Source organism: Flavobacterium sp. (genome assembly GCF_049240005.1).
Lineage (GTDB): Bacteria > Bacteroidota > Bacteroidia > Flavobacteriales > Flavobacteriaceae > Flavobacterium.
The window spans coordinates 21,451-45,873 of the sequence record NZ_JBMLTK010000096.1 but is presented as its reverse complement, the minus strand read 5'-3'; the positions used below and the strand labels follow the sequence as shown (position 1 = coordinate 45,873).

Annotated in this window: 14 protein-coding genes; 5 read left to right on the top strand and 9 right to left on the bottom strand. The window is 40.7% G+C overall.

The genetic code is table 11. The annotated features are described in order from the left end of the window. The 3 genes from ACOVQQ_RS10090 to ACOVQQ_RS10080 form a co-directional block, all read left to right on the top strand. The coding region (locus ACOVQQ_RS10090; protein WP_421818090.1) for a hypothetical protein at window positions 1–652 on the top strand (652 nt) is incomplete at its 5' end. Window positions 653–779: 127 nt separating this feature from the next. After that, on the top strand, window positions 780–9,065 hold the full coding sequence (locus tag ACOVQQ_RS10085; protein WP_421818089.1) for a PKD domain-containing protein: 8,286 nt from the start codon (window positions 780–782) through the stop codon (window positions 9,063–9,065). Beyond that, complete coding sequence (locus ACOVQQ_RS10080) at window positions 9,035–10,798, top strand: T9SS type A sorting domain-containing protein (RefSeq protein ID WP_421818088.1); 1,764 nt, start codon at window positions 9,035–9,037, stop codon at window positions 10,796–10,798. Before ACOVQQ_RS10085 ends, ACOVQQ_RS10080 begins: the two co-directional genes overlap by 31 nt. 635 nt (window positions 10,799–11,433) lie before the next feature. Here the strand turns inward: ACOVQQ_RS10080 and ACOVQQ_RS10075 are convergent. Together ACOVQQ_RS10075 and gcvP are read right to left on the bottom strand one after the other, a co-directional pair. Then, window positions 11,434–12,492, bottom strand: coding sequence for a 3-oxoacyl-ACP synthase III family protein (locus ACOVQQ_RS10075; protein ID WP_421818087.1), 1,059 nt, complete (start codon window positions 12,490–12,492; stop codon window positions 11,434–11,436). A gap of 130 nt (window positions 12,493–12,622) precedes the next feature. Beyond that, on the bottom strand, window positions 12,623–15,469 hold the full coding sequence (gene gcvP / locus ACOVQQ_RS10070; RefSeq protein ID WP_421818086.1) for an aminomethyl-transferring glycine dehydrogenase: 2,847 nt from the start codon (window positions 15,467–15,469) through the stop codon (window positions 12,623–12,625). A 92-nt stretch (window positions 15,470–15,561) separates the two neighbouring features. Here gcvP and ACOVQQ_RS10065 point away from each other — a divergent pair, with 92 nt between their 5' ends. Beyond that, window positions 15,562–16,332 (top strand): hypothetical protein, encoded by a 771-nt coding sequence (locus ACOVQQ_RS10065; protein ID WP_421818085.1) that lies wholly within the window; start codon window positions 15,562–15,564, stop codon window positions 16,330–16,332. A 124-nt stretch (window positions 16,333–16,456) separates the two neighbouring features. On the opposite strand, the gene ACOVQQ_RS10060 is transcribed toward ACOVQQ_RS10065, so the two are convergent. The 7 genes from ACOVQQ_RS10060 to ACOVQQ_RS10030 form a co-directional block, all read right to left on the bottom strand. Beyond that, window positions 16,457–17,335 carry a cation diffusion facilitator family transporter gene (locus ACOVQQ_RS10060; protein ID WP_421818084.1) on the bottom strand — a complete coding sequence of 293 codons (879 nt, stop codon included), beginning with the start codon at window positions 17,333–17,335 and terminating at the stop codon, window positions 16,457–16,459. Between the two features lie 7 nt (window positions 17,336–17,342). Further along, complete coding sequence (locus ACOVQQ_RS10055; RefSeq protein WP_421818092.1) at window positions 17,343–19,373, bottom strand: M3 family metallopeptidase; 2,031 nt, start codon at window positions 19,371–19,373, stop codon at window positions 17,343–17,345. 167 nt (window positions 19,374–19,540) lie between these two features. Next, a complete protein-coding gene (gene purE, locus ACOVQQ_RS10050; protein WP_421818083.1) occupies window positions 19,541–20,026 on the bottom strand; it encodes a 5-(carboxyamino)imidazole ribonucleotide mutase in 486 nt (161 codons plus the stop codon). Beyond that, entirely contained in the window at window positions 20,023–20,832 is an 810-nt protein-coding gene (locus tag ACOVQQ_RS10045; RefSeq protein WP_421818082.1) for a TlpA family protein disulfide reductase, read from the bottom strand. The genes purE and ACOVQQ_RS10045 overlap by 4 nt, the downstream gene beginning before the upstream one ends. Then, window positions 20,829–21,986, bottom strand: a complete 1,158-nt coding sequence (locus ACOVQQ_RS10040; RefSeq protein ID WP_421818081.1) for a 5-(carboxyamino)imidazole ribonucleotide synthase — start codon at window positions 21,984–21,986, stop codon at window positions 20,829–20,831. Before ACOVQQ_RS10040 ends, ACOVQQ_RS10045 begins: the two co-directional genes overlap by 4 nt. A gap of 238 nt (window positions 21,987–22,224) precedes the next feature. Next, the gene (locus ACOVQQ_RS10035) at window positions 22,225–22,767 is read right to left on the bottom strand and encodes an Omp28-related outer membrane protein (protein ID WP_421818091.1); all 543 of its coding nucleotides are present in this window, start codon (window positions 22,765–22,767) and stop codon (window positions 22,225–22,227) included. Next, on the bottom strand, window positions 22,742–23,647 hold the full coding sequence (locus ACOVQQ_RS10030; protein WP_421818080.1) for a TlpA family protein disulfide reductase: 906 nt from the start codon (window positions 23,645–23,647) through the stop codon (window positions 22,742–22,744). The genes ACOVQQ_RS10035 and ACOVQQ_RS10030 overlap by 26 nt, the downstream gene beginning before the upstream one ends. Before the next feature lie 190 nt (window positions 23,648–23,837). On the opposite strand from ACOVQQ_RS10030, the gene hpt reads away from it, so the two are divergent. Then, entirely contained in the window at window positions 23,838–24,395 is a 558-nt protein-coding gene (gene hpt / locus ACOVQQ_RS10025) for a hypoxanthine phosphoribosyltransferase (RefSeq protein ID WP_421818079.1), read from the top strand. Window positions 24,396–24,423 lie beyond the last annotated feature (28 nt).

The window sequence follows — 24,423 nt, the reverse complement described above, 5'->3', positions numbered from 1 at the left end:
AACTAGTCGTGAAGCATGGGTAAAATTTAATAATGATAGAATCACAAGTCAAACACCATTACGAAGTGCTCTTTCGGCTCCTGTAAGTATTAGTGTAGTTTTTAAAGAGGTGCAAAGCAGTTCAAATGTTCCTATTGGAATTTTAGGGAATTATGATTTAATCATTTCAGAGTTAAATTCAATACTAATTTCACCAACAATTAATTCTGGAATACAGCTTTGTACGGCCACTCATAGGCCGAACGGAAGTCAAATCACGTATCCTATGGTTACTAGCATTAGTGATAATGAGCTAAATCCTGAGTCTGTTGTTGACTGGAATTCATATGTGACTGTAAGCAACGGGGCAAACAGCATTAATTTGTTTCCCTCAAATAACTTTTTAAATATTTATATAGTCGACAATATTGTTGGCGGGGAGACTGCTTTTTCAACGGGTCCTGCGTCAGCTGGTAGATTTCATGATGGTATTTACATTGAGAGGAATATGTTGTTAAGCGGACCTGATTTTTCGAAAAACGTCAAAAGACTTGCGCATGAAGTTTGTCATTATCTCGGATTGATTCCAATTTTTGGCTATTGCCCGTCATATTACATTTCAGATCTTGATCAGCCAAATTTGCAGAATTTGTGTTCATGTAAAAAACGATGATTGTTTATTGGACGGAGATGGAGTATGCGATACAGACCCACAAATTTATCTACCAAATGATATTTGTGTACCTTCAACTGTAAATTCTTGTTCTCCCAATGATAGTGCTGATTCAAATAACAATTTGATGGATCTTACTGTTGATTTTTCTTGCCAAAACCTTCTTACTGCTGGGCAAATTTCTAGATTACATTTTTTCTTAGATCCAGAAATTGGTGTTCGGCGTCAATTGTTAGATAACCCGTCTTGTGTAGATTGCGGTGTGTTTTACGTTCAGCAGTTTCAAGTCACGCCAATTCTCGATAATAAAATATATCAAGTCTCTACAGGAGTAATACCTTCGGTAAGTATCCAAGTACAGTCCGCTCTGGGAGCGAGTGCGAGTTATAACGCTGTACTTATTTGGTTAGAAGGGCAACAAACAATATCTCTTCTATATTCTAGTAGCTCATCTTTTGTTCAGCTTCCTGCAAATTTAAACGTTGGAAACTATAGATTACAAATTACGGCAACTAATCAATCAAATGCGGAATGTACACGTTTAATGGAATATAGCTTCCAAGTTATACCACCTATAGAGCCGTGCGTTTTAAATAGTCCACTTGACAACACTAATTGGGGTTCAGTTGAACGCGTATCATATTCGAATGGATGGACATATGATGAAAATTTGCAGCTGCTAGCGGGTGCGAATAGAACAGTCTTGGCAAATAATCAAATTTCATCTGATTTTAATGTAATACCTCTTGGTAATTCATTAAATGATGTTAATTTTTCTCAAGTAACCAATGCCCCAACTACCGGATCTGCAATAATCAGAGTAGGAGCGATTCCAAATAGTCAAGTTTCGCTTTCTCCAGGAAGAGCGAATTACGTTAAGATTAAATTTAACCCGACTGCTGCAAATTGTAGATTTAAGATTAATTTTCTTGGAGCTGTCGAAAACACGTTTACTCAGCAAGGAATCAAGACTATTCCATACTACTCCTACAATTTAAAAACTTCTACTTCCAAAAGTGCAGGATTTGGCTATTTCTCTCAGTATAAATTCAATTCTCCTTTAACTGTAAATTCCACTGTTCCTAAAATAATTGGTCTGGGTGAGTTTGGGAATGTTAATCAAGCAAATATTGGATACGATCCAAGCAATTATTATGGAGTTAATGACATGCTCAGTTGTCGTTTGAATAGTAGTGTTTCTGATTTTCAGGGAACCGGTAGTTTAAAATTTATGAACTCATGGCGAAGCACAATCATAGATTTTTCGGAGTTTATTGATTATCAGGATAATGATCCGTCAAATATCAATTTAAACACAGAAATAACACTAACTTTTTTTGCGCACTCTAATGACGCTACAAATGCAAGTGCTGCTGCTTATTTCTACTTCAATATTGAATGCATAGGCGGAGGATTACCTACTCCAGTTGATTTTGATATACCCAATATACAATTAGATTGTGGTGCTAGGAGAAAGGAAATTCTTTTCAAGAGACCTGACAATAAACTTTTTCCTACCACGATAGAGTCTACCAATATCACGTCAGAAACAGCTCCTGTAACGAAAAGCTTTTTATCGCTGAGTATTCAGCAAATCACACCTATTTCACAAACGATACCTTTACAAATTTTCGAGTTAACCGACGACAGTGAAAATCTCTTTAGAATTAATCCAGAATTTGTAACTACATCGCAGCCATTATCTGGAATTGGAAACTATATAGCTACATTTAAAACATTAAGAAAGATTATAGAAAGACCTTTTACAGTAAATTTTGTTCCTTTAGATAATTGGCAGCCTACCTGTGAGAACCCAAGTAACTTGCAGAATATTCGAATTCTAAATTGTAAAAGTTCTTTAGACTCGTCGGATAATGTTACTGTTCCATTATCATGTACAAATAGTCAAAGTCAATTTTGGCGCTATCATCCTGAATTTACTACAACTTCCGAGCCACACTGCACTGGTAAAGATTTAATATTTACAAATCCCTTTCCAATCACAACTGTTGCTACAGTATTCAGAAGACGATCTACTTTCACAAATCCATATTGTGGTACAAAAGAATATGTTACGGAACCCGACGTAATATACTACACACCAACTGCTAAAAAAATAAATTTTGAAGGCGTTACAAGTACAGATTTATGTGCCTTTGGTACCATAAATGTAAAGATTGCTAAATTAGAACTTGATTTAACAGCGATCCCAACAGATTTAATTCCGGCGTCAAACAACAATGCAGTCTTAACTTTGAAGCTCTATAAGTTGGTTGGAAACCAAAAGCTTTATATTGGGAACTCCAGCACCATATCATCCATAAGTAGTTTATTATTGGGTGAAAATATACTATTTTCAAGTCCAAATGTCTTACCAAATGGTTCTATCATTTTCGACAACTTGGGAGGCAATTCTCTACATCAGGTAGGTCTGGAGATCACAAAAAATCTATATGGTTGTAATCAGGTTGAAGATATTTTTCCGTTTACCACTATTACCGTTGATCCCTCTGCTATTGCGGGAGAAATTCAAAAAAGCGGTAATTGTCCTCCGCTTAACATAATATCTATAAATGATGGAGTTACATATCCCGGCTATAAATGGCAATACAAAAATTCCATAAACTCGCAGTATGTTGATATTCCAAATGCTCCTAATACCGCAAACTTGGACGATCCTGTTTCTTACTTCACTACCTTTCCCGTGTTCATTCGCCGAGTTAGCACCTATTTTGGCGAATGTTCACAAGATTTAGCTACTGATCCTGTCGAGATAAATAGTTTCAATCCAGTCGAGCCAAGCTTTAACTTGCCAGAAACAATATGCCAAGGACAGTCCGTTCCAATTTTGCCTCCAAAATCCTTAAACGGTATTTTTGGAACTTGGAATCCAGCTGCCATAAATCCAAATCAACTTGGTATACAAAATTTTGTTTTTACTCCAAATGAAAATCAATGCTCCACTCCAGTTAATTATTCTGTCGTAATTGACTATTTTACAAATTTAACTCTCAACGTTAGAACAACACTTTGCAGTAGCGCTTTACCTTACAGACTTCGAGATATCTCTAACGAGGGTTATCAAGGGACATGGTCGTTTAATGGAAATCCCGTAACGCATGTGCTCGAAGCGGGTGTGTATACATTTACCCCTTTATATTCACAATACCTTCCTTGTGTTCCACCAGTGAGTTTACAAATTACAGTTATTGATGTTGAGGAGCCTGTCTTTCCAGACTTTCCCAGTACTTTTTGTCAAGATGAAGTCTTTTATTTACCCGAAAGTCTAAATGGTGTAGCTGGTAGCTGGTCTGAAAATCCGGTATATACATCTTTCCCAGGTAGTCACATAATCTATTTTACTCCGGAAGCTACGCCCGATTGCGGAACCTCCACCAAGACAATCACGGTTTTAGCTCCCTATAAAATCCCAACTTTTTCCTTTCCGACAAATCTTTGTGAAGGAGCACCACCTCCTAGTTTACCATTAATTTCAAATAATAATATTTCAGGAACTTGGAATCCTCCAATAATAAATAATTCGATTTCGGGTAACTATACATTTACGCCTATATTAGGCCAATGTGGAGTGCCAATTAACGTTTCAATCACAATTGGAGCGAGTTGTGATCTTCAGCTGCAGTACAGCTCTACAGTTCGCTGCGAAGATGGAATAGGAAGAGATGAAAAAGATACTGATTTCAGTAATCTTCAATCAACAGAATGTATTGTTAGTTGCCAAGGTAGTTCTCAGTTCTATTTACTGTTTGGAAACACAAGTCAAATAGCAAACATACAATGGAATATTATTGGAGGTCAAGTAGTAAGCACCACACCAGTTGGAGTAACAGTGCAATGGAGTTCTGTATCATCAAATGGTAATATAGGAGGTGTAGTTACATTTTTGGATGGAAGTACAACAACCATAGATATTTGTGTTGAATTAATCGAAGTGCCCGAGGTTCTCGCAACGATTCAAGGGATTGTACCAGCCCCAAATCTAAGAGCATGTATTCAAACGCCAGTTAATTTTCAAAATCTTACAAGTATTGGCGGAGGAAATGGAACTGCCTACTATCTATGGGATTTTGGAGATGGAAATACATCTACGCTTTTTGAGCCACAACATGCCTATCAGGCAGAAGGTGATTATCGTGTTACTCTTCGAGTTTATAATGGTTGCGCTTGCTCATCTTCTTACAGTTTTAATATCCGAGTTAGTGGTGAACAACTAGTGATCTCCTGTGAAACAATAAGTTGTCCGGGGCAAATCGCCATTTACAGCATTCCAAATGATTATTATCATTGTAATAATATCATTTGGACAGTTCAAGGCGGAACACTATTGTCGACTTTTGATAACGGTACTAAAGCCAGAATTAAATGGGGAACAACTAGCGCTGATGGATTTGGTTATGTAACTGTGAATACAAACAGTTGCTTATGTAGAGTACCAACGACTATAAAAGTACCGTTGCTAACAAATAGTTTTCCTATCGAAGGTCCAACCACTTTATGTCCAGAGCAACAGCAGATGTTTAAATTGCCACAATGGCCTGCTACTGAGTTTACTTGGACTGTTATTGGCGCAACGGGCGATGTTTCTTTAAATTTTACACGACAGCGTAACGAAATCTTAGTAACTGCCGATCCAAATGTAACATTCACGTTACGATGCGTTTATAAAAATACACTTTTTGACTGTGGAGGTTCAACATCTTTATCAATTAATAGTAACGATGAGTACACGCTTCAAGGCAACTTAAAGGTTTGTGTAAACACGCCTCTTGATCTGGTGGTGCTTAATTCCAGTGGAAATGCTGAAAGTATTCAATGGGAAATTACAGGACCGCAACAATTTTTAGCAACAGGTTCTTCCTCTGCTATAACCAGTACATTGACAATGCCAGGAATTTACAAATGGAGGCCAAATTTCCCTGGATGTAATGTAGCAGAAGTAGATATTACTGTTATGGATAAGCCAATTACACCAGTTTTAATTAATGGAAATTTAGACTCCGTCTGTCCAAATAATAATGAAATTTATTCAGTTACTGTGCCAACTGGAAATCAAGTTGAATGGGAGGTTGTTAATGGAGAAATATTAGGAGATTCGAGAGCATCATCAATAAAAGTGGTATGGGATGAAGCTGTTTTATCTAGCCAAGGTCTCATAAAAGTACGGATTATGAAAGGCGATTGTACTGGAGAGTTTTTTGAGCAAATTATCACTCCGCTATCAATTGAAAGTGTAATAACAGGGCCGGAACTAACGTACTCAAATGCAGACACTAATTTTGAAGTTGATTTTATAGGGTACGATAGCATTACCTGGAGTATTGAAAATTCGTTACTTGGAAGTTTAATTTCTTCCCAAAATCAATCAACAGCTACAATTTCTTGGAATGTAGTTGCAGCGCCTACTACTACGGTAGTCAAAGCACTAATAAAAAAATGTGGTATTGAGAAAACCATTGAAAAAGAAATCACGATTATTCCAACGCCACAGCCAACCATTATCGCGCCGTCTAATGCTTGTGCAAATGAAACAGTTAATTTTGCCATAAGTTTACCAGAAGGTTTTACTGCTGATACGGTTGTTTGGACATTCCCAAACGGAGCAACAGCCACAGGTAACTCGGTTAATTACACATTTGAAAATAATCCGCAGCAACCTACTGTTCTTTCTACAAGCGTTCAAGTACACTGTACAAGTCCAGCTAATTTGTACCTAACTCAAATGCACGAAACAACAGTATACCCGATTCCAAACGCTACAGTTAGCACAAACTTTGTAGCCGACTGTAATCCAATTCTTGAAACAGACATACTTACCGTAACTATAGAACAAGGATTTGCGCAGACGTATGCCGTGAAATGGTTTAAAGTAACACCAACCGGTAATCAAGAGTTAAATTATACCTCAGCAACTCTATCAATAATTGATGTTGGTTTTGGTGGTTATTATGCAGAGGTTACCAATAATTACGGTTGCACCTTTAAAACGAACAAAGTAACAATTAGCCCAAATTGTAATCCCGGACCTGAGTGCGCACTTGAATTAGATTTTTCTACAACGGTATCATGCAGCACAGTTACTGCCATACCTGCTGATATTCCAAATATCCAAGAAATATATTGGAGTTTAAATAAACCTGGTGGCACGCAAGTTGAAAGCAGTATTGTACAGTTTGTGCAAACTGATTTACCCGTTGGGGCATACGGTTTAACCATGCGTGTAATAGCACAATTAAGCGATGGTTCGACTTGTAGCGATAAAATAGACAAGAGCTTTGAAATTCCTTTTAAACCCTTTATGCGCCACGAAATCACCTGTATGCCAAACGGCCAATTTCAGGTAAAGCTGTTAGACTCTTCCGTAAAATTAGAAACCGTTACTTTAAACAACATCCAGTTTAAAATAAATAACGGCGCATGGCAAACAGCAACCCTAAATGCAACAACCAACACTTACGAGTTACTGCAAACGTTGGCGCCCGGTAACTATACTATCGCCATGCGTGCCAGTACTAACGGTGTTAATTGGTGTGAAGCTGCGCCGCGAGAAATCCAATTATCCGTGCCTGCAACACCCCTTTTTACCGTAAATGGTACCGCTTGCCAAAAACAAGCAGTTGGTTTTACGGTTACCAACCCCGACCAAAACCTAACCTATACTTGGGATTTTGGGGACGATTCAAGCAGCAACATCATTAACGCATCAAGGAGTTATGAAAATGCAGTTATCTACGATGTAGTACTAACAGCTACCAACGCCCTTGGTTGCAGCAGCAGTTATATGCAACAGGTTTCGGTCGTGGCAGTGAAGCTTCAAGGTACAATTGCAGCAAATCCGGAAAATAGTTGTGAAGGTGCTAATGTATCACTTGTTTACACACCTGATCCTGGGCAAGATATGCCGTCGGCTTTTAACTGGTTTAAAGATAGTTTAAACAATCCTATAGGTACTACCACAATTAATACTTTTACTGCAAACAGCAGCGGCTATTATTTTGTACATGTTCAATCTGCTGCGGGCTGTGAAGTGTTCGACAACACAGGAGGTAATGTAAACCAAACCCCTCAACCCAGTATTCCTCAAATTGATGGCGAGCTTACCGTTTGCGCAGGGGATGATGTTGTTTTAAGTTCGCCGATCAAACCCAATATGCAATTCTTTTGGAAATGGAATGGCGAAAGTGTTTACCCCGACGACAACAACAGTATTACTATTTCGAACGCTGCTGATGGGGATGTAGTTGAATTAACAACCGTTTTAAATAATTTACAGTGCGAGAGTCCTACGCAAACTGTAACCTTGCATGTTATAGATCGCCCAGCTGAGCCTGTTGTTGAGCTAGTTGCTTTTGAATGCGAACCTTACATGGCTACCTTACAAATAGTAAATCCTGCTTCAGGCGTGCAGTACCTTTGGTCTGACGGGTCCAGTGGTTTGTCACGAATATTCGATCATCCCGGTCCCATTAGCGTTACAGCAATAAAAAATGGGTGTAGCAGTACATGGGAAGGCGACCTACCGGTAGATGGCGAGTCGCTGATGTGGATTGTTCCAACTGGGTGCTATCAATATTGCGATAAGCCAGAAGGCTATTTAATTGGTCCGTATGGCGAATACGAGTTTGCAAGTTGGCAGCAATTTGAACAACCTATCGCGGTTAATACTAGTAGTGTTGTTGCAAATTTACCCCTACCAGTAGAACCAGTTCTTGGAATACGGCTTGAAATCCAGCAACAAGGTTGCACTTATCAGTCTTCCACATTTTCAGCTATTGTAAACAACTGCAATGATTGTCCATTTAAAATCAAAACGATTACTATACTACAACAACAACAAGTTGAGAAGAACTGTAATTGGATTCTTGAGTTGATAATTACAAACGACGAAACATACATGCAATATGCAACACTCAACGAAGTTTCAGGTCTTTTTTCTTTTTTGCCTGTTTCAATTGCAATACCACCAGGTATCAGTCAACACATTATCCAAGTATTAGGCGACGAACAGTTGGCAAATTCGTCTTATAATTTTACGCTGGAAGGTATTGTCGGAGATCGTCCTTGCGCGTCAGAGTTTTCGATAGAACTTCCCAGTTGTGCAGAAAAGCGCCCGGCATCAGATACAGACATTCAAGCAACTGATAATTTTACTATCTTAGCTCTGCCTAAACCATTTACCGATGTTTTAAGTGTTTGGTACAATTTACCTAACAATACTGGTGAAAAGATTTTACAGATTACCGATTTAAGAGGCCGAATTATAGCTACATCGATTTTAAATGAAGCAAAAGGTAAAGCTGATATGAATTTAGATCACTTGGAGGCCGGGATATATTTATTAACTACTTTAATCAACAACCAACTATGGCACGTTCAAAAAATAGTAAAACACTAAGCGTTGTTATGTGTGGTCTGCTGATGAGCTGTTTGGGTTTACAAGCACAGTCGTGGCAATGGACCAAGCGCGGAGGCGGGACTAATGACGTTGACGTAAACCTTCCTTCTTTTCGCTCCGAAGAAGTATTTTCGATAGTTAGTGATTCGGAAAAAAATATATACGTGTTGAGTTCTCTCGGTCGGATTTCACCGCAAATTGAGGGTGTTTCGATAACTACCTATAATGATGTTACCTCGTCAAACGATTTGGTTTTAGCCAGCTTTAGTTGCAGTGGGGAGTTGCGTTGGACCAAAGTGTTTGGTGGCAGCGGTCGGGAACGTCTTGGCGAATTAGCGATTGACGCCTCGGGTAATGTTTATGTTGCAGGTAGTTTTAATAGTTGCGACCCGATAAATCAAAAGCCTGCACGTATTGGAACAGACTATATTTTTGATCAAACCCAATCGTCTTGCAGTCCGCATTTTATTGCTAAGTTTTCAAGTGATGGTGATTTTTTGTGGATTAGACGCCCGCAGGAAAACCGTAATGCGCAGATTAGTTTAGGTCAAAATGCTACTCAAGGTGGTTTAGAAATTGATTCTCAAGGAAATTTATATTGGTTTATGATTTGTGGGTCAGGTGTGAGCTATGCGGATGGCGCTTTTGTAAACAATTCTGATTCTTGGGCTTTTGTGGTATTCAAATATGATACTGAGGGTAATTTTTTAAGTGCTACCCCTTTAGAAGGCGTAGTGCACACTGTTGGCGGAGGTAGTTTTTACCGCAATCCGTACAACGGCTATTTTTACATTACAGGTAACGATAACGCAAATAGTTCGCCAATAATCTATGGCGGCGAGGTAATGAGCCATACTTCGTTTATTGCATGCTTTAACGAGCAGGGTCAGTTTCAGTGGATGCGTCAAGACACCGCTACCCCCCCCCCAGGTAATATGATTAACTTTTATGGTTTAGAATTTGACAGTGAAAACAATATTTATACGGGTGGAAGGTTTGTAGGCGGCAATTTGACCTCATTTTTAGGAGTTACCAATACGGGGGTTGGCGTTGGTTTTATTATGAAGCTAAATCCCACGGCCGATCAAGTTATTTGGTACAGTTTGAGCAACAGAAATACCGAAGGTTATGGCGCCTTAACCAGCACGCCAACCGAAGTGGTTTGGGGCGGTTACAGCTTTCAGAATATTACCTGGAGTGGCCTATCGCAAACAATTGGTCCTCCTGGTAATGGTACTCGCCCTACCGTTGTTACATTTAACAAGTCCACAGGTGCGGCTACGTCTATTATCCACATGCCTGCCGTGGTCGGTTCAACGGGCTTGGTTACCAAAATTGCGTTTGATGCTTCAGGCGATATGCTGGTGGGTGGGCGATTTACAGGTACACTAACTCCAACGGCTACAGTATCGGTTCCCGGTTATGGTGGTAATAGCGATTTTTTTCTGGCAAAATGGGCCACGGAAGTTTGTAGTCCGTTAGAGACAGAAAGTTTTGATCGCTCTGAATTGTTTGAAATAGGCTCTAATCCAGTTACCGATGTATTGTTGCTTCGAACTACGCAAAACCTTGGCTACGAGCTTCGAAACATTCACGGTAGTGTAGTGCAAAGCGGTAGTTTAGCAGCAGGTTCGCACCAATTAAATTGCAGTTCTTTAGCTTCTGGCATATATCTACTAAAAGCCACCAACGAGCAAGGTCAGACCTCAATTCGAAAAGTAGTTGTAGAGTAGTTGGGGGTGATGAATTCACCACTTTACGTATCGTTTTGGGGAAGCTAGAGGCTAGTCCCGATAGCCATCGGGATAGACTTTGCGACGTTTACCACTTAACGTATCGTTTTTGTATTAAGATTGGAGTATTAAGACTTTGATAAATTCACCACTTCACGTATCGGATTGCCACCCGAACCCGCGTATCGTCGGTGCCTGAGCTTGTCGAAGGCAGCTTTTCGAGGGGCGGTGCAATTTTTGGGTAACGACACGTTCTGTGGTTTCTTCAACGGCGCAATACTCCGCAAAATTCTGTGCGTTTCGGTGTGTTCTGCGAGCTAAAAAAGCTGCTTGTAGAGCTTGTCGAAAGCAACATCGTGTACTTTGTGGAACATTGTGCTGTTTTTTAGAGGTTAGTCCCGATTGCTATCAGGATAGAGACGAGTTCCGATAGCCATCGGGATAGACTTTGCGACGTTTACCACTTAACGTATCGTTTTTGTATTAAGATTGGAGTATTAAGTATTAAGACTTCGATGAATTCACCATTTGAAGTGTCGTTTTTCCACCCGAACCCGCATATCGTTGGTGCCTGAGCTTGTCGAAGGCCAATCTTTCAATCCTGTAATCTTTCAATCTTTCAATCTTGAAATCTCTCAATACCTATACAACATACAATTCACGTTCATGCCTGCTCCAACAGAGGCGAACATGATAATATCGCCTGGGACTAAAGCGTGATTTTCGATTTTTTCCTGTACCAGTAAATCAAATAAAGTAGGAATGGTTGCTACACTGCTGTTGCCCAATTTGTGGATGCTCATCGGCATGATATTCGGCGGTGGCGTTTGTCCGTGTAGCTTGTAAAAACGTTGGATAATTGCTTCATCCATCTTTTCATTTGCTTGATGAATGAGTATTTTCTTGATGTCGGTTACTTTGTACGGACTCGCATCAATACAGTCTTTCATCGCCTGCGGAACCTTACTCAAAGCAAATTCATAGATTTTTCTTCCGTACATCTTAATGTACCGAATATCGCGATGCGCCTGTTTTTCGTTCGACGGACCAAAAAATAAATAACCCGCTTCCTCTAACGCATAGGTTGCCGAAGCCATGCCTAAAATAGCCGAATCTCCTTCGTGCGCGCCAATAACCGTGGCACCAGCACCATCGGAATAAATCATCGAATCGCGATCAAACGGATCGACCACGCGCGACAAGGTTTCCGTTCCAATAACCAAACAGCGTTTTGCTAATCCAGCCTTGATAAACGCGTAAGCTTGAATAACGCCTTCTAACCAACCCGGGCAACCAAACAAGATGTCGTATGCCACACATTTCGGATTCTTGATCTGTAATTCTTGCTTTACTCGCGAAGCCAAACTTGGTAATATATCCGATTGAATAGCTCCGTAGCGCACGTCGCCAAAGTTGTGTGCCAAAATTATGTAGTCGAGTGTTTCAGGGTCGATACCCGATTTTGCTAAAGCGCGCTGAGCCGCAATAGTACCCATTTGCGAGGCAGTAACCTCTTTATCGGCATATCGGCGCTCTTCTATACCTGTAATTTCTTTGAATTTTCGAACAACTACTTCGGGAGTAGCCGGTAGTGGAGTGCCATCTTCGTTGAGAAATTGCGTGTTTGCAAAATCTTCATTGCGCAAGATGTTCTCCGGAATAAATGATCCGCTTCCTAGTATTGCTATATTCATGGTTGAAAAAAAGGGAATTCAGCTAAATTAACGCTAAAATTCCCTTTTGGTATAATTTATTTGATGATTTACAGAAATCTCAGAATTCTTAATGAATCGTTAAGAAAATGTAAATTTTTCCGCTGTTTTTTTATTCCATATACGCTTCGATCGGGGCGCACGAACAAACTAAATTTCTGTCGCCATACGCATCATCCACGCGTCGAACCGATGGCCAAAACTTGTTTTCCACCACATAAGGCAATGGGAAAGCAGCAGTTTCTCGGCTATACGGAAACGACCACGTATCGCTGGTAAGCATTGGTAAGGTATGCGGTGCGTTTTTCAACGGATTGTTTGGTTCCTCTGCACTTGCAGAAGTAATCTCCGCACGAATCGCAATCATGGCATCGCAAAAACGATCCAATTCAGCTTGATCTTCACTTTCCGTAGGTTCGATCATCAAGGTTCCAGCAACAGGAAATGATACCGTTGGCGCATGGAAACCATAGTCCATTAATCGTTTTGCAATATCAGTAACTTCGATTCCGTTTGCTTTGAAGGCACGGCAATCTAAAATCATTTCGTGAGCTGCACGTCCGCGTTCACCAGTGTATAAAATCGGATAGTGCGCTTCCAAACGAGCCTTCATGTAATTTGCATTCAAGATGGCAATTTTCGTAGCTTCGGTAAGTCCTTCCGAACCTAGCATACAAATGTATCCGTAAGAAATCAGACATACCAAAGCCGATCCCCAAGGAGCTGCACTAATGGCGGTAATTGCCTGAGAACCTCCGGTTTCAATAACCGGATTGCTCGGTAAAAACGGAACTAGATGCGCAGCTACGCAAATAGGGCCAACGCCTGGTCCGCCACCGCCGTGCGGAATCGCAAAGGTTTTATGTAAATTCAGGTGACAAACGTCGGCACCAATAGTAGCCGGATTCGTTAATCCAACTTGTGCATTCATGTTGGCGCCATCCATATAAACCTGTCCGCCGTTCTCGTGAATAATTCCGGTAATTTCGCGAATGGCACTTTCGTAAACGCCGTGTGTCGACGGGTAAGTAACCATCAAACAGCTTAATTCATCTTTATACTGCGTTGCTTTTTCGCGCAAATCGGCTACATCGATGTTTCCGTTGTCCATCGTTTTAGTAACCACAATTTTCATTCCTGCCATCGCCGCCGAAGCAGGGTTGGTTCCGTGTGCCGAAGCGGGAATCAAACATACATTTCTGTGGAAATCGCCTCGCGAGTGGTGATAAGCACGAATGACCATTAAACCGGCATATTCGCCTTGCGCACCCGAGTTGGGTTGCAAAGTAGTTCCTGCAAATCCGGTCACTACATTCAATTGCTCTTCCAAACGCTTGAGCATGGTCTGATATCCTTGCGCTTGTTCTACCGGAGCAAACGGGTGAATGTTGTTCCATTTCGCCATCGAAAGCGGCAACATTTCTGCAGCAGCATTCAATTTCATGGTACATGATCCCAAGGAAATCATCGAATGATTCAAAGCCAAATCTTTGCGCTCTAATTTTTTGATGTAACGCATTAAGGCACTTTCCGAATGGTAGCTGTTAAATACGTCGTAGGTCAAAAATTTCGATGTTCGTGCTAGCGACTGTGGTAGCGCGCTTTCAGAATCTAATGATGAAACTTCAAAAGCTTCTTTGCCAACTGCTTCTGCGAAGATGGAAATAATTTTATTGATCGATTTTATGGAAGTCGTTTCGTTTACCGAAATACCAATCGTTTGCGCATCGATGTACAAGAAATTACATTTCTTCGACTCGGCTATCGGGCGAACAACGTCTGCAGCGGCTTTTACAACAATGGTATCGAAATACGCATCGTTTGTTTGGTAAACGCCCAGTTTATTCAAGGCATTTACGATGGTTACGGCCGATTGATGTACGCGATTAGCAATAAAAGCCAATCCTTTCGGTCCGTGATAAACCGCATACATACCCGCCATTACAGCCAACAATACCTGAGCTGTACAAATGTTACTTGTGGCTTTGTCGCGTTTAATGTGTTGCTCGCGGGTTTGCAAAGCCATACGCAAGGCGCGGTTGCCGTTGGCGTCTTGGGTTACTCCAATAATTCTGCCCGGCATGCTACGCTTGTATTCTTCTTTAGTGGCAAAGTACGCCGCGTGCGGACCGCCATAGCCCAACGGAATTCCGAAACGCTGTGTAGTTCCGAAAACAACATCAGCACCCCATTCTCCTGGAGGTGTAAGCACTACTAACGATAAAATATCAGCAGCCACAGCTACTTTAATGTCTTTTTCTTTGGCTTTCTTACAAAAATCGGCGTAGTCGAAAATTTGTCCGTGTTTACCCGGATATTGTAAAATCGCGGCATAAAATTCGTCCGAAAAATCAAAAGTTTCGTGATTTCCAACCACAATTTCAACACCAATAGGCGTGGCACGTGTTTGTAAAACCGATAAAGTTTGCGGCAAAATTTCTTCGCTCACAAACAATTTACACACGTTATTTTTCTTTTGCTCGCGACTCCGAACATCGAACAACAACGCCATCGCTTCTGCACCAGCGGTTGCTTCATCTAGCAACGATGCGTTCGCAATTTCCATACCCGATAATTCTATGGCAACCGTCTGAAAATTCAAAATCGCCTCCAATCGGCCTTGTGCAATTTCTGCCTGATAAGGCGTGTAAGCCGTGTACCAACCCGGATTTTCAAAAATATTGCGCTGAATAACCGCCGGAACTACGCACTGGTGGTATCCCAAACCAAGGTACGATTCGAAAATTTTATTCTGTTTTCCCAGTTCGGTTATGTGATCTAAATACTCAAATTCGCTCATCGCTGGCGGCAAATTCAAGGGTGTTTTTAGTAGAATATCACTTGGCACAGTTTCGTAAATCAACTGATCTACACTTTCAACACCAATTGTTTCCAACATTTGCGAAACCTCTTCCTCACGAGGTCCGATATGACGTAAAGCAAATTGAGAAGTATTCATTTAGGGATTCATTTTATAGCTGCAAAAATACTATTTTACACCTGAATTTATTGCGCATTCTAACATGCTATTAAGTATTGTTATCAACTAATTTGATAATTTATAAACAGCTTGAAGCGCAGGCCAGCAACCGCATGCAAAAATCGATCAGTTCACAACTCATCAGCTTAAACAGCCTTACTGCGCTGGCTTTTGCCGCCAATTTTCTTATCACACAAATACATTTTCAGTTAAGTCCGCAAATTCTTGCGCTTAGTTGTCTCACTATCTGTGTGATACCCGCTTATCAGTTCATTAAAACGCAAACGGTAAACGTGCTAATAGCCGCTGTTTCCGGAATGGCTATTTGTCTTTTCTTGTGCACCGCAGCAAACGCTTCTTCAACTATTGCACTCTTTATGGCAATCGTGTTTTCGGTAACGTACAACCGAAACGCAAATTTCGGATGGCGAAATAATCCGTTTTCAAAAGTGGGGATTGTAGCGCTGGTCTGGACGCTTACAACTGTACTTATTCCACTTTTATTGGCGAACACAACCGTCGATTTACCGTATCTAATTTTGCGTTTCAGCTTGTTTTGCCTGCAAATTTTATTGTTCGAAATAGCCGATTTGCCCACCGATATCCGCAATACACGCAGTATTCCGCAACTGTTCGCAGCTCGATTTTTAAAATTAATCCTTGCTGTTTGCGCGCCAATACTAGCCTATCTTCTCGAAGATGGTGTATTCGCCATCCTATTAACGGCGTATCTGCTCTTCGTTATTATTCGAACAAAGCCCGGAAATCGCTGCTTTGCCGATGTTTTCGTTGAAGCCGTTCCGCTGTTTTATCTAATCTTAAAATGGATTGCGTTATTTTAATTTGGGCGTGCCGGCGCAAACGGTAGTTCTTTGATTAAAAGTCTTTTAGCGCCGTCGGGCTATACACTGCAAGTTTGTTTGCGGCTTAAACGCCACCGCAAACAAAGCTTTTCGTTTCTATCCCTCACGCGGGCAACGTTACCGAATCCGGTTCGATATGAACGAGCACTTCTGCAATCTCCGGAATCTCTCGCAGCAAATGATCTTCCAAATCATGTCCAATTTTATGACTTTCTATTACGGTGAGTTCTCCCTTAACCATCGCATGTAAATCGATGTAATATCGGGCACCGCTCTTGCGAATGTGCAGCTTTTCTGTTGCTATAATTCCTGCAACCTTTACCGATTCAACACGAATGCGTTCCGATAAGTCTTCGTGTATCTGCTCGTCCATCATTTCGCCCAACGCAGGTCGAAATATGTGCCAAGCGTTGTAAAAAATAACAAAAGAGGCGAGAAGTGCCGCCCAATCATCGGCCGACTCGTAGCCTTTTCCAAAAAAAAGCGCAATCGAAATGCCAATAAATGCCGCAACCGAAGTTAACGCATCGCTTCGATGATGCCAGGCTTCTGCCTTGAGCGCCGTATTATTCGATTTCTTGGCCCGATTCATCACAATTCGAAACAAAATTTCTTTCCAAATAATCAAAACTCCCAAGACAAGTAGCGTAAATGGTGCCGGTGTTTTGTGCGGGGTAATTATGTGTACGATACTTTTATAAACAATCAGCGATGCCGAACAAATTAAAAAAGCAACGACAATAAATGTAACCAGCGGTTCTAACCGACCGTGCCCGTACGGATGATTTTTGTCGGCAGGCTTGTGGCTGTATATAAATCCGAAATACAAGACAAACGACGCAAAAAAGTCGGCCGCCGATTCGGTTGCATCAGCCAAAAGTGCGTAACTATCGCCGTAAACGCCCGCTAAAAATTTAATTATTGCCAACACGCCGTTCGACAATAACGAAATCAATACAACACGAATTACAGCTTTACTCATTGTCGTGTTAGTTTAAAAGACCGGCACGTTCTAACAGCGCTTCAACGCGAGGTTCTCTTCCAGCAAAAGCTTTGTACAACTCCATCGGATGCACGGTGCCGCCTTTCGATAAGATTTCGTTTTTAAAGCGCTCGCCAATTGTGCGATTTAAAATGCCGTGTTCTTTAAAAATTCCAAAGGCATCGGCATCTAAAACTTCGGCCCATTTGTAGCTGTAATAACCCGACGAATAGCCGCCATTAAATATATGACTGAACGAAACACTCATACAGTTTTCGGCCACATCGGGGTAAAGAGCCGTTTTTTCAAATACCGCAAGTTCAAATGGCTTTACAGCTTCAACCGTGCCGCGGCTGTCGTGATGATACGCCATATCCAAAAATCCAAAACTCAATTGTCTAACGGTTGCCATTCCCTCTTGAAAATTGGCCGCCGCTTTGATACTATTGATGTAATGTTCCGGAATCACTTCGCCCGTTTGCCAGTGCTTAGCAAACGTTTGTAGCGCTTCGGTTTCGTAGCACCAGTTTTCAAAAATCTGACTCGGCAATTCCACAAAATCCCAATACACGGATGTTCCGGAAAGCGACGGGTAAACGGTGTCGGCTAACATACCGTGAAGCGCATGTCCGAATTCGTGAAATAGGGTGGTGGTTTCGTTGAACGTGAGCAAAGCCGGCGTATCGGCAGTTCCTTCGCTAAAATTGCAAACAATCGAAATATGTGGTCGGCTGTTTTCGTTGTTGGTTTTCCACTGCGACTTAAACGAGGTCATCCATGCGCCCTGACGTTTTCCAGCTCGTGGATGGAAATCGGTGTACAATAGCGCACAAAATTCGCCATTCTCATAAAACACCTCATACACGTTTACATCCGGATGGTATTTTTCGATTGTCTCGTTTTCTTTAAAAGTAATTCCATACAATTTTTCCGAAATCGAAAAAGCGCCTTCCAGAACTTGATTCAGCGGAAAATAGGGTTTTAAAGCCTCGTCGTCGATTGCAAAAAGACGTTGCTTGAGCTTTTCGCTATAAAAAGTTCCGTCCCATTTTTGAAGCTGCAACAACGAATCAGATTCTTGCGCAAAATTCTGTAAATCAATAAATTCCCGATGTGCTTTTTCCATGGCTTTGTCGTAAATCGTATTCAGAAACTGCTTTACTTGGTCGGGATTTTGAGCCATGCGTTCTTCTAATACAAAGGCCGCATGCGATTCGTATCCGAGTAAACGTGCTCGCTCGTGACGTAAAGCGACAATTTGCTGCACGTTTTTTTCATTGTTGAATTCGTTTTGTTGGAAGGCTTTTTTCCCGGCTGCAATAGCGATTTCTTGTCGCAATTCTCGATCTTCCACGTAACTGACAAAAGGCAGATAGCTCGGAAAATCGAGTGTAAAAACGTAGCCATCTATTCTTTTTTGTTGCGCCAAGTTTTGTGCCTGCTGTAGTGCTAGTTCCGGCAGTCCGCGCAAGCGTTCTTTATCGGTAACCACTAATTGGTACGCATTATTTTCAGCTAAGACGTTCTCGCCAAATTTGAGTTTAAAGGCCGACAATTGCTCATCGATTTCGCGTAAGCGCTCTTTTTCGCTGTCGGAAAGTAAAGCGCCATTTCGCACAAAGCTCTTATAGCGTTTTTCCAAAAGCATTTGTTCTTCCGCGGTAAGCGAATTTGCAGTCGTATTTTCAAAGACGTATTTAACCTTTTCGAAAAGTACCGGATTCAAAGCCACGTCGTTTCCAAACTTTGCAAGCTTGGGCGACACTTTTTGTGCTGTTTTTTGAATCGTTTCTGAGGTTTCGGCACTGTTGAGGTTAAAAAAGCACGCACTCAATCGCTCGAGTGCTTGTCCGCTGAATTCTAGAGCATGAATCACGTTCTCAAAAGTTGGAATTTCCAGATTGTCTATAACACGTTGTATATCAATCCATGCCGCGTCTATACAGCTGTCAAAGTACGATTCAAACAAGTTGTGATCGATTTTTGAAAAAGGAATGGACTCGTGTGGTGTATCGAATGAATGTAAAAACATAGATATTTTGTAGTATTTTAGCGACAAAATACACAACTGTGTATTTTTGTTCAAGTTTTAATTTTATATTTGTAACAGATTTTAATTTTTTTCACAACAAGTTTTGTTCTTGCTTTGTGGCCCCAAACCAAAGTAAGAACGCAAGTTTTAAGGACTGTCAGCAATGATGGTCCTTATTTTTTTAGAGCTTGCGAAGCTTTTTCAACTTCTTCGCGCAAACTCACTTTGTATTCCATTACTTTTCTTTGAATGTTTTCATTAGCCGAGCCAATAATTTGTGCTGCGAGTATACCGGCATTTTTTCCGCCGCTAAGTGCTACCGTTGCAACAGGAACTCCTCCGGGCATTTGTAGAATAGACAATACGGAGTCCCAACCGTCAATCGAATTTGAGGATTTAACCGGAACACCAATTACAGGAAGCGGACTCATAGCAGCGATCATTCCAGGCAAATGCGCTGCACCGCCTGCACCAGCAATAATTACTTTGACGCCGCGTTTGTGTGCATTTGTGCTAAAATCAAACAATTTTTCGGGCGTGCGATGCGCCGAAACAATATCGATTTCATACGTAATGCCAAATTGGTCTAAGATATCTGCGGCAGCTTGCATTACTGGTAAATCGCTTTTACTTCCCATTACAATCGCTACGTCTGTCATAGTTCTTTTTTTAAATTCTTAGTAATAAGTTTGGTAATGTTCTGAAGTTCTTTTCCTCCAATAAAAGCATCGAAATCGCTAAAAAAAACGACCTCACCTTGCTTGTCGATTAAAATATTCATCGGAAAGAACGTGACACCGAGCTGATCGATGATTGCTTGGCTGTCGGTAATGTGCGTAAAGTTAAAAGGAACTTTCTTTAAAAAATTCTGAATTCTCGCCGCTTCGTTGTAAGTAACTGCAAAAAACAAAACGTCTTTGCCTGCAAACTTCTCTTGCATTTTATGTAAATCCGGAATTTCTTTAATGCACGAACCGCATTTTGTAAACCAGAAATTCATCAAAACGACCTTTCCTTTTAAGTCGGCAATTTTATATGTATTGCCGTTTATGCCTGTAAGAACAAGCTCAGAAAGATTTTCGCCAATCAGTTTATTTTTCGACTTTTTAGCTTGCTTTAGTTTTTCTTGAAATTCGTCGTTGACTCTTTTCTGATTTTCGGTAGTGTTTTTTGCGAGTTGTATGTACACTACTGTTTTCTCTTTGTTGGTAAAGAATCGCTGTACGAATTTTTCGTTTTCAGGTAAAGTCTTAACAGAATCCAAGAATTTTTGGTCGTAGGTTTCTCCATTTTCGAGTACGTAGCGTTTTTCAATAGACGGATTGTCCTCGAGCAAATCCAGAAAATTAAAATTGTTGAGTTGAATAAAACCCGACATGTCGGCTATTTCGGATTGTGCAACACATAAAACTGGAATTACGGTAAATAGCAGTAGCAGACGAATATTCCAAGTAGCGGTTTTCATTGGATGCTTTTTACTGAGATTGTTGATTTTACCAACGCTGCATTTTCGCGTGCTTTTTCAATATCTTGATGCACAATCGTCACGTGTCCCATTTTTCGGAACGGTCTTGTTTCACGTTTGCCGTAAATATGTGGCGTTACGCCAGGAATTTTTAGAATGTCTTCGATGTTTTCGTATTCCACCTGACCTTGAAATCCGGCGGCTCCAACAAGATTGACCATCACGGCTGCCATTTTGCTTGACGTGTCGCCCAAGGGTAAATTGAGAACGGCACGCAAATGATTTTCGAACTGCGAGCAAACAGAGGCTTCTATGGAATAATGTCCAGAATTATGTGGTCTAGGTGCCACCTCATTAACCAATAGTTCACCGGTTTTTGTGAGAAATAATTCAACGGCCAGCAAGCCAACAATTTTAAAACTATCTGCCACGCGCAGCGCCAATTCTCGCGCATGCTGAGCAATTTGGTCGTTTATGCGAGCCGGACACAACACAAATTCAACTTGATTAGCCGTTGGATGAAACTCCATTTCTACCACAGGATAAGTTACAGCTTCTCCCTTAGCGTTTCGGGCAACAATGACCGCTATTTCATTCTGAAAATCAACTAAGTTTTCTGCCAGGCAAGCACCTTCTTTGAGTGTATCTAAATCTTTTATTTCGCGAACCACTTGAACACCAAATCCGTCGTATCCTGCTTCGGCACTCTTCCATACAAATGGCAAGCTTAACGTTCCTGAAACCACATCGAGCATTAAATCCTTGAGCGACTCGTAATTGGTAAACGGCGATGTAGGAATGTTGTTAGCACCATAATGTGCTTTTTGCAAACATTTATTTTGAATGATTTTTAAGGCTGCCGAAGGCGGATACACTTTTTTTCCTTCTGCTTCAAGTGCAGCTAAAGCCTCGGTATTTACGGCCTCAATTTCTACGGTAATCACATCGGCTTGCCTTCCAAAGTCGACAACAGTTTGAAAATCCATTAAGTTTCCAACCGAAAAAGAGTTGGTTGCTATTCTCCCGGGGGCTGAGGCGTCGGGATCGAGAACGGCTGTTTTAATATCGAATTTGCGGGTTTCGGTCAGTAGCATTTTACCTAATTGTCCGCCACCAAGTATTCCAAGAGTGAAATCAGAAGAGAAAAAAGACATCAGTTGTTTGTTTGTACAAAGATAGTCTATCGAAATTATAAAAGAATTAACTGATGTTAAAGTAACAAACCTTTCTTTTAGTCCGTACTTTATAGTAAATAATTATGAAGCGTTGGAATCGCGAATGATTTAATGATAAGACAGACCAATATGCCTATGCTAGCATAGTGTTTTTTCATAATTGTTTTGGTTATTGGTTAGTAGGAGGGGAGTAGTACTATGCGACTTCCCTCTTTTTTTATGGATTCTCTTGAAAATCTTGCGTTTCGTTCAAGTTGCAGTGGCGTACGTTGATTACGCGATTATCTGCACCTACAACAAATGCAACGAAGTTGACCTTCTCCGGATTCTCGATGTCGGCAGGAAGAGCAATATCAAAAGTTTTGCTAAAAGTTTCTCCAAAGCGGGTATTGCTTCCCATGGCATCTCCAAGAATGTTTGTTACACTAGCTCGCAGCACGTGATCGTGCTCAAAGTTTGGAATCGGATTTACAGCATTGTAAAATTGGGTGTAATTTCTCTGGAAATAAATCAGATCGTCTTCCAACAGATAAACCACAAGTTTCAGGCCCTCGTAGTTTTGAACGAATTTTACGTCTACTTGTAAATTGTATCCCGTGGTGGTTCTTGAAGCATTCATTTTTAGTCCAAGTCCGCAGTTAACGCTTGTTAAGTTTACTGCTTGCTGCACATTTTGCGGTTCTGGAAACGACCATACCGTCAAACGATTTAATCGGCTAACGGGTAATTCTAGATCAAAGTCTGGAGAGAGAGGTTGGATAGTTATCAGTATAAACGTTTACAGTGATGTCGTTTTGAACATTGATCGCAACGTCTATTTCGGTAGTCTCTTCTGTCATTTCATTAGCCGCGATGCTTGCGCCATTAAGTGTAACTACTTGGAAGGAATATTCAGCATTTGGATCAATAGTTAACGCATCGAATGTTATAGCACGTGTATTGAATTGGCTCGTGTTGCTTGTGAAATCTTTTGTAGCAACAACGGTGTTTCCTTGTTTCAAAGCCACTGTACCACTAGTCATCAAATTTGTGCCATAATTCTTCAATCGCGCCGTTGGAGTACCTGTAGTACTACAAAAATCGTTTGTGGTTTCCATTACTTCAACATGGTTTTGTAAACCTGTTAAAGTTCCGCAGTTATTGTTAATCGAGTTTCTGATATTAGGAGCTGTTAATGCACCTATTTCGCTAACAAGTCCGTCTGGACAGATTCGATAAACCGTAGGAAAGTACTGTATTTGATATAAGTCACCTACTTCCGCAGAATCAATTACGGGATATGAAGTTCCAGCCACCCAATTACCACGGGTATTTGTTCCAGTTCCATTGAGGTCGTCGATGGTTGTGCTAGGGTCTCCTTCGACAAACAATACAACAACCTCATTTGAGCCATTAGCTCCATATGCATTGTAAATGTTGTCTAGTGCCTTTCCATTGTGGTAATTCCAGCAGGGACCACACCAAGTGGCAGAGATGTCAAGTATTACAGTTTTACCAGCGTTGAGGTAACTTGATAAAGTGTGCGTGTTGCCGTTTAAATCAGTTACCGTAAAGTCTGGCGCAACTGAGCCATCAGCTAATTGCGCTGAAGCAGAGAAAGCGGCAAATAATAATGATAGTGTTAATGTAATTTTTTTCATGTATTGGATTGGGTGTTAATTAGTTGTTGGTTTGCAATTTTAATGATTTTTTTTATTAATTGTGACAGAAAAGATGTTAAATTAGTGGTTGTTTTGATAAAGTTTGTTGTTTTTTTTGGAATTTGTTAGTATTTTAATTTTTCAATTCCTTTGAAATACTTCAAAAGCTGCGTCAGAAAATAAATTATCTTTGCGGTTTATCTTAATTAGTGATTATCCATTGAAAATTGGCGACAGGTACTTCGAACCTTTTATCGAAGAAAATGAAATTCAATTCGCGATACAGCAACTTGCTGAACAAATTTATGCTGATTATTCCGACCAATGTCCCGTGTTTGTGGGTGTATTAAATGGCTCAGTATTGTTTCTTGCTGATCTTCTGAAACACTACCGAGGAGATTGCGAACTTTCGTTCGTAAAAGTCAATTCTTACGAAGGTTTGAACAGTACTAACCAAATAACAGAATCACTGGCTTTCGACAATAGTCTCGAAGGTCGATCTATAATATTGGTAGAGGATATCGTAGATACGGGAAACACAATTGTTTATCTCAAGGAAGCAGCGAAGAAAAGAAATATCAATCACGTTAAAATTGCTACACTTTTTCTCAAACCAGAGGTATACCAGAAATCCATTAAATTGGATTATGTTGGAATCCGAATTCCCAACAAGTTTATTGTAGGATATGGTTTGGATTACAACGGCTTAGGAAGAAATTCCAAGGAGGTTTTTGTGTTGAAGGAGTAAAAAAATACGACTAATTTTATAATTACAT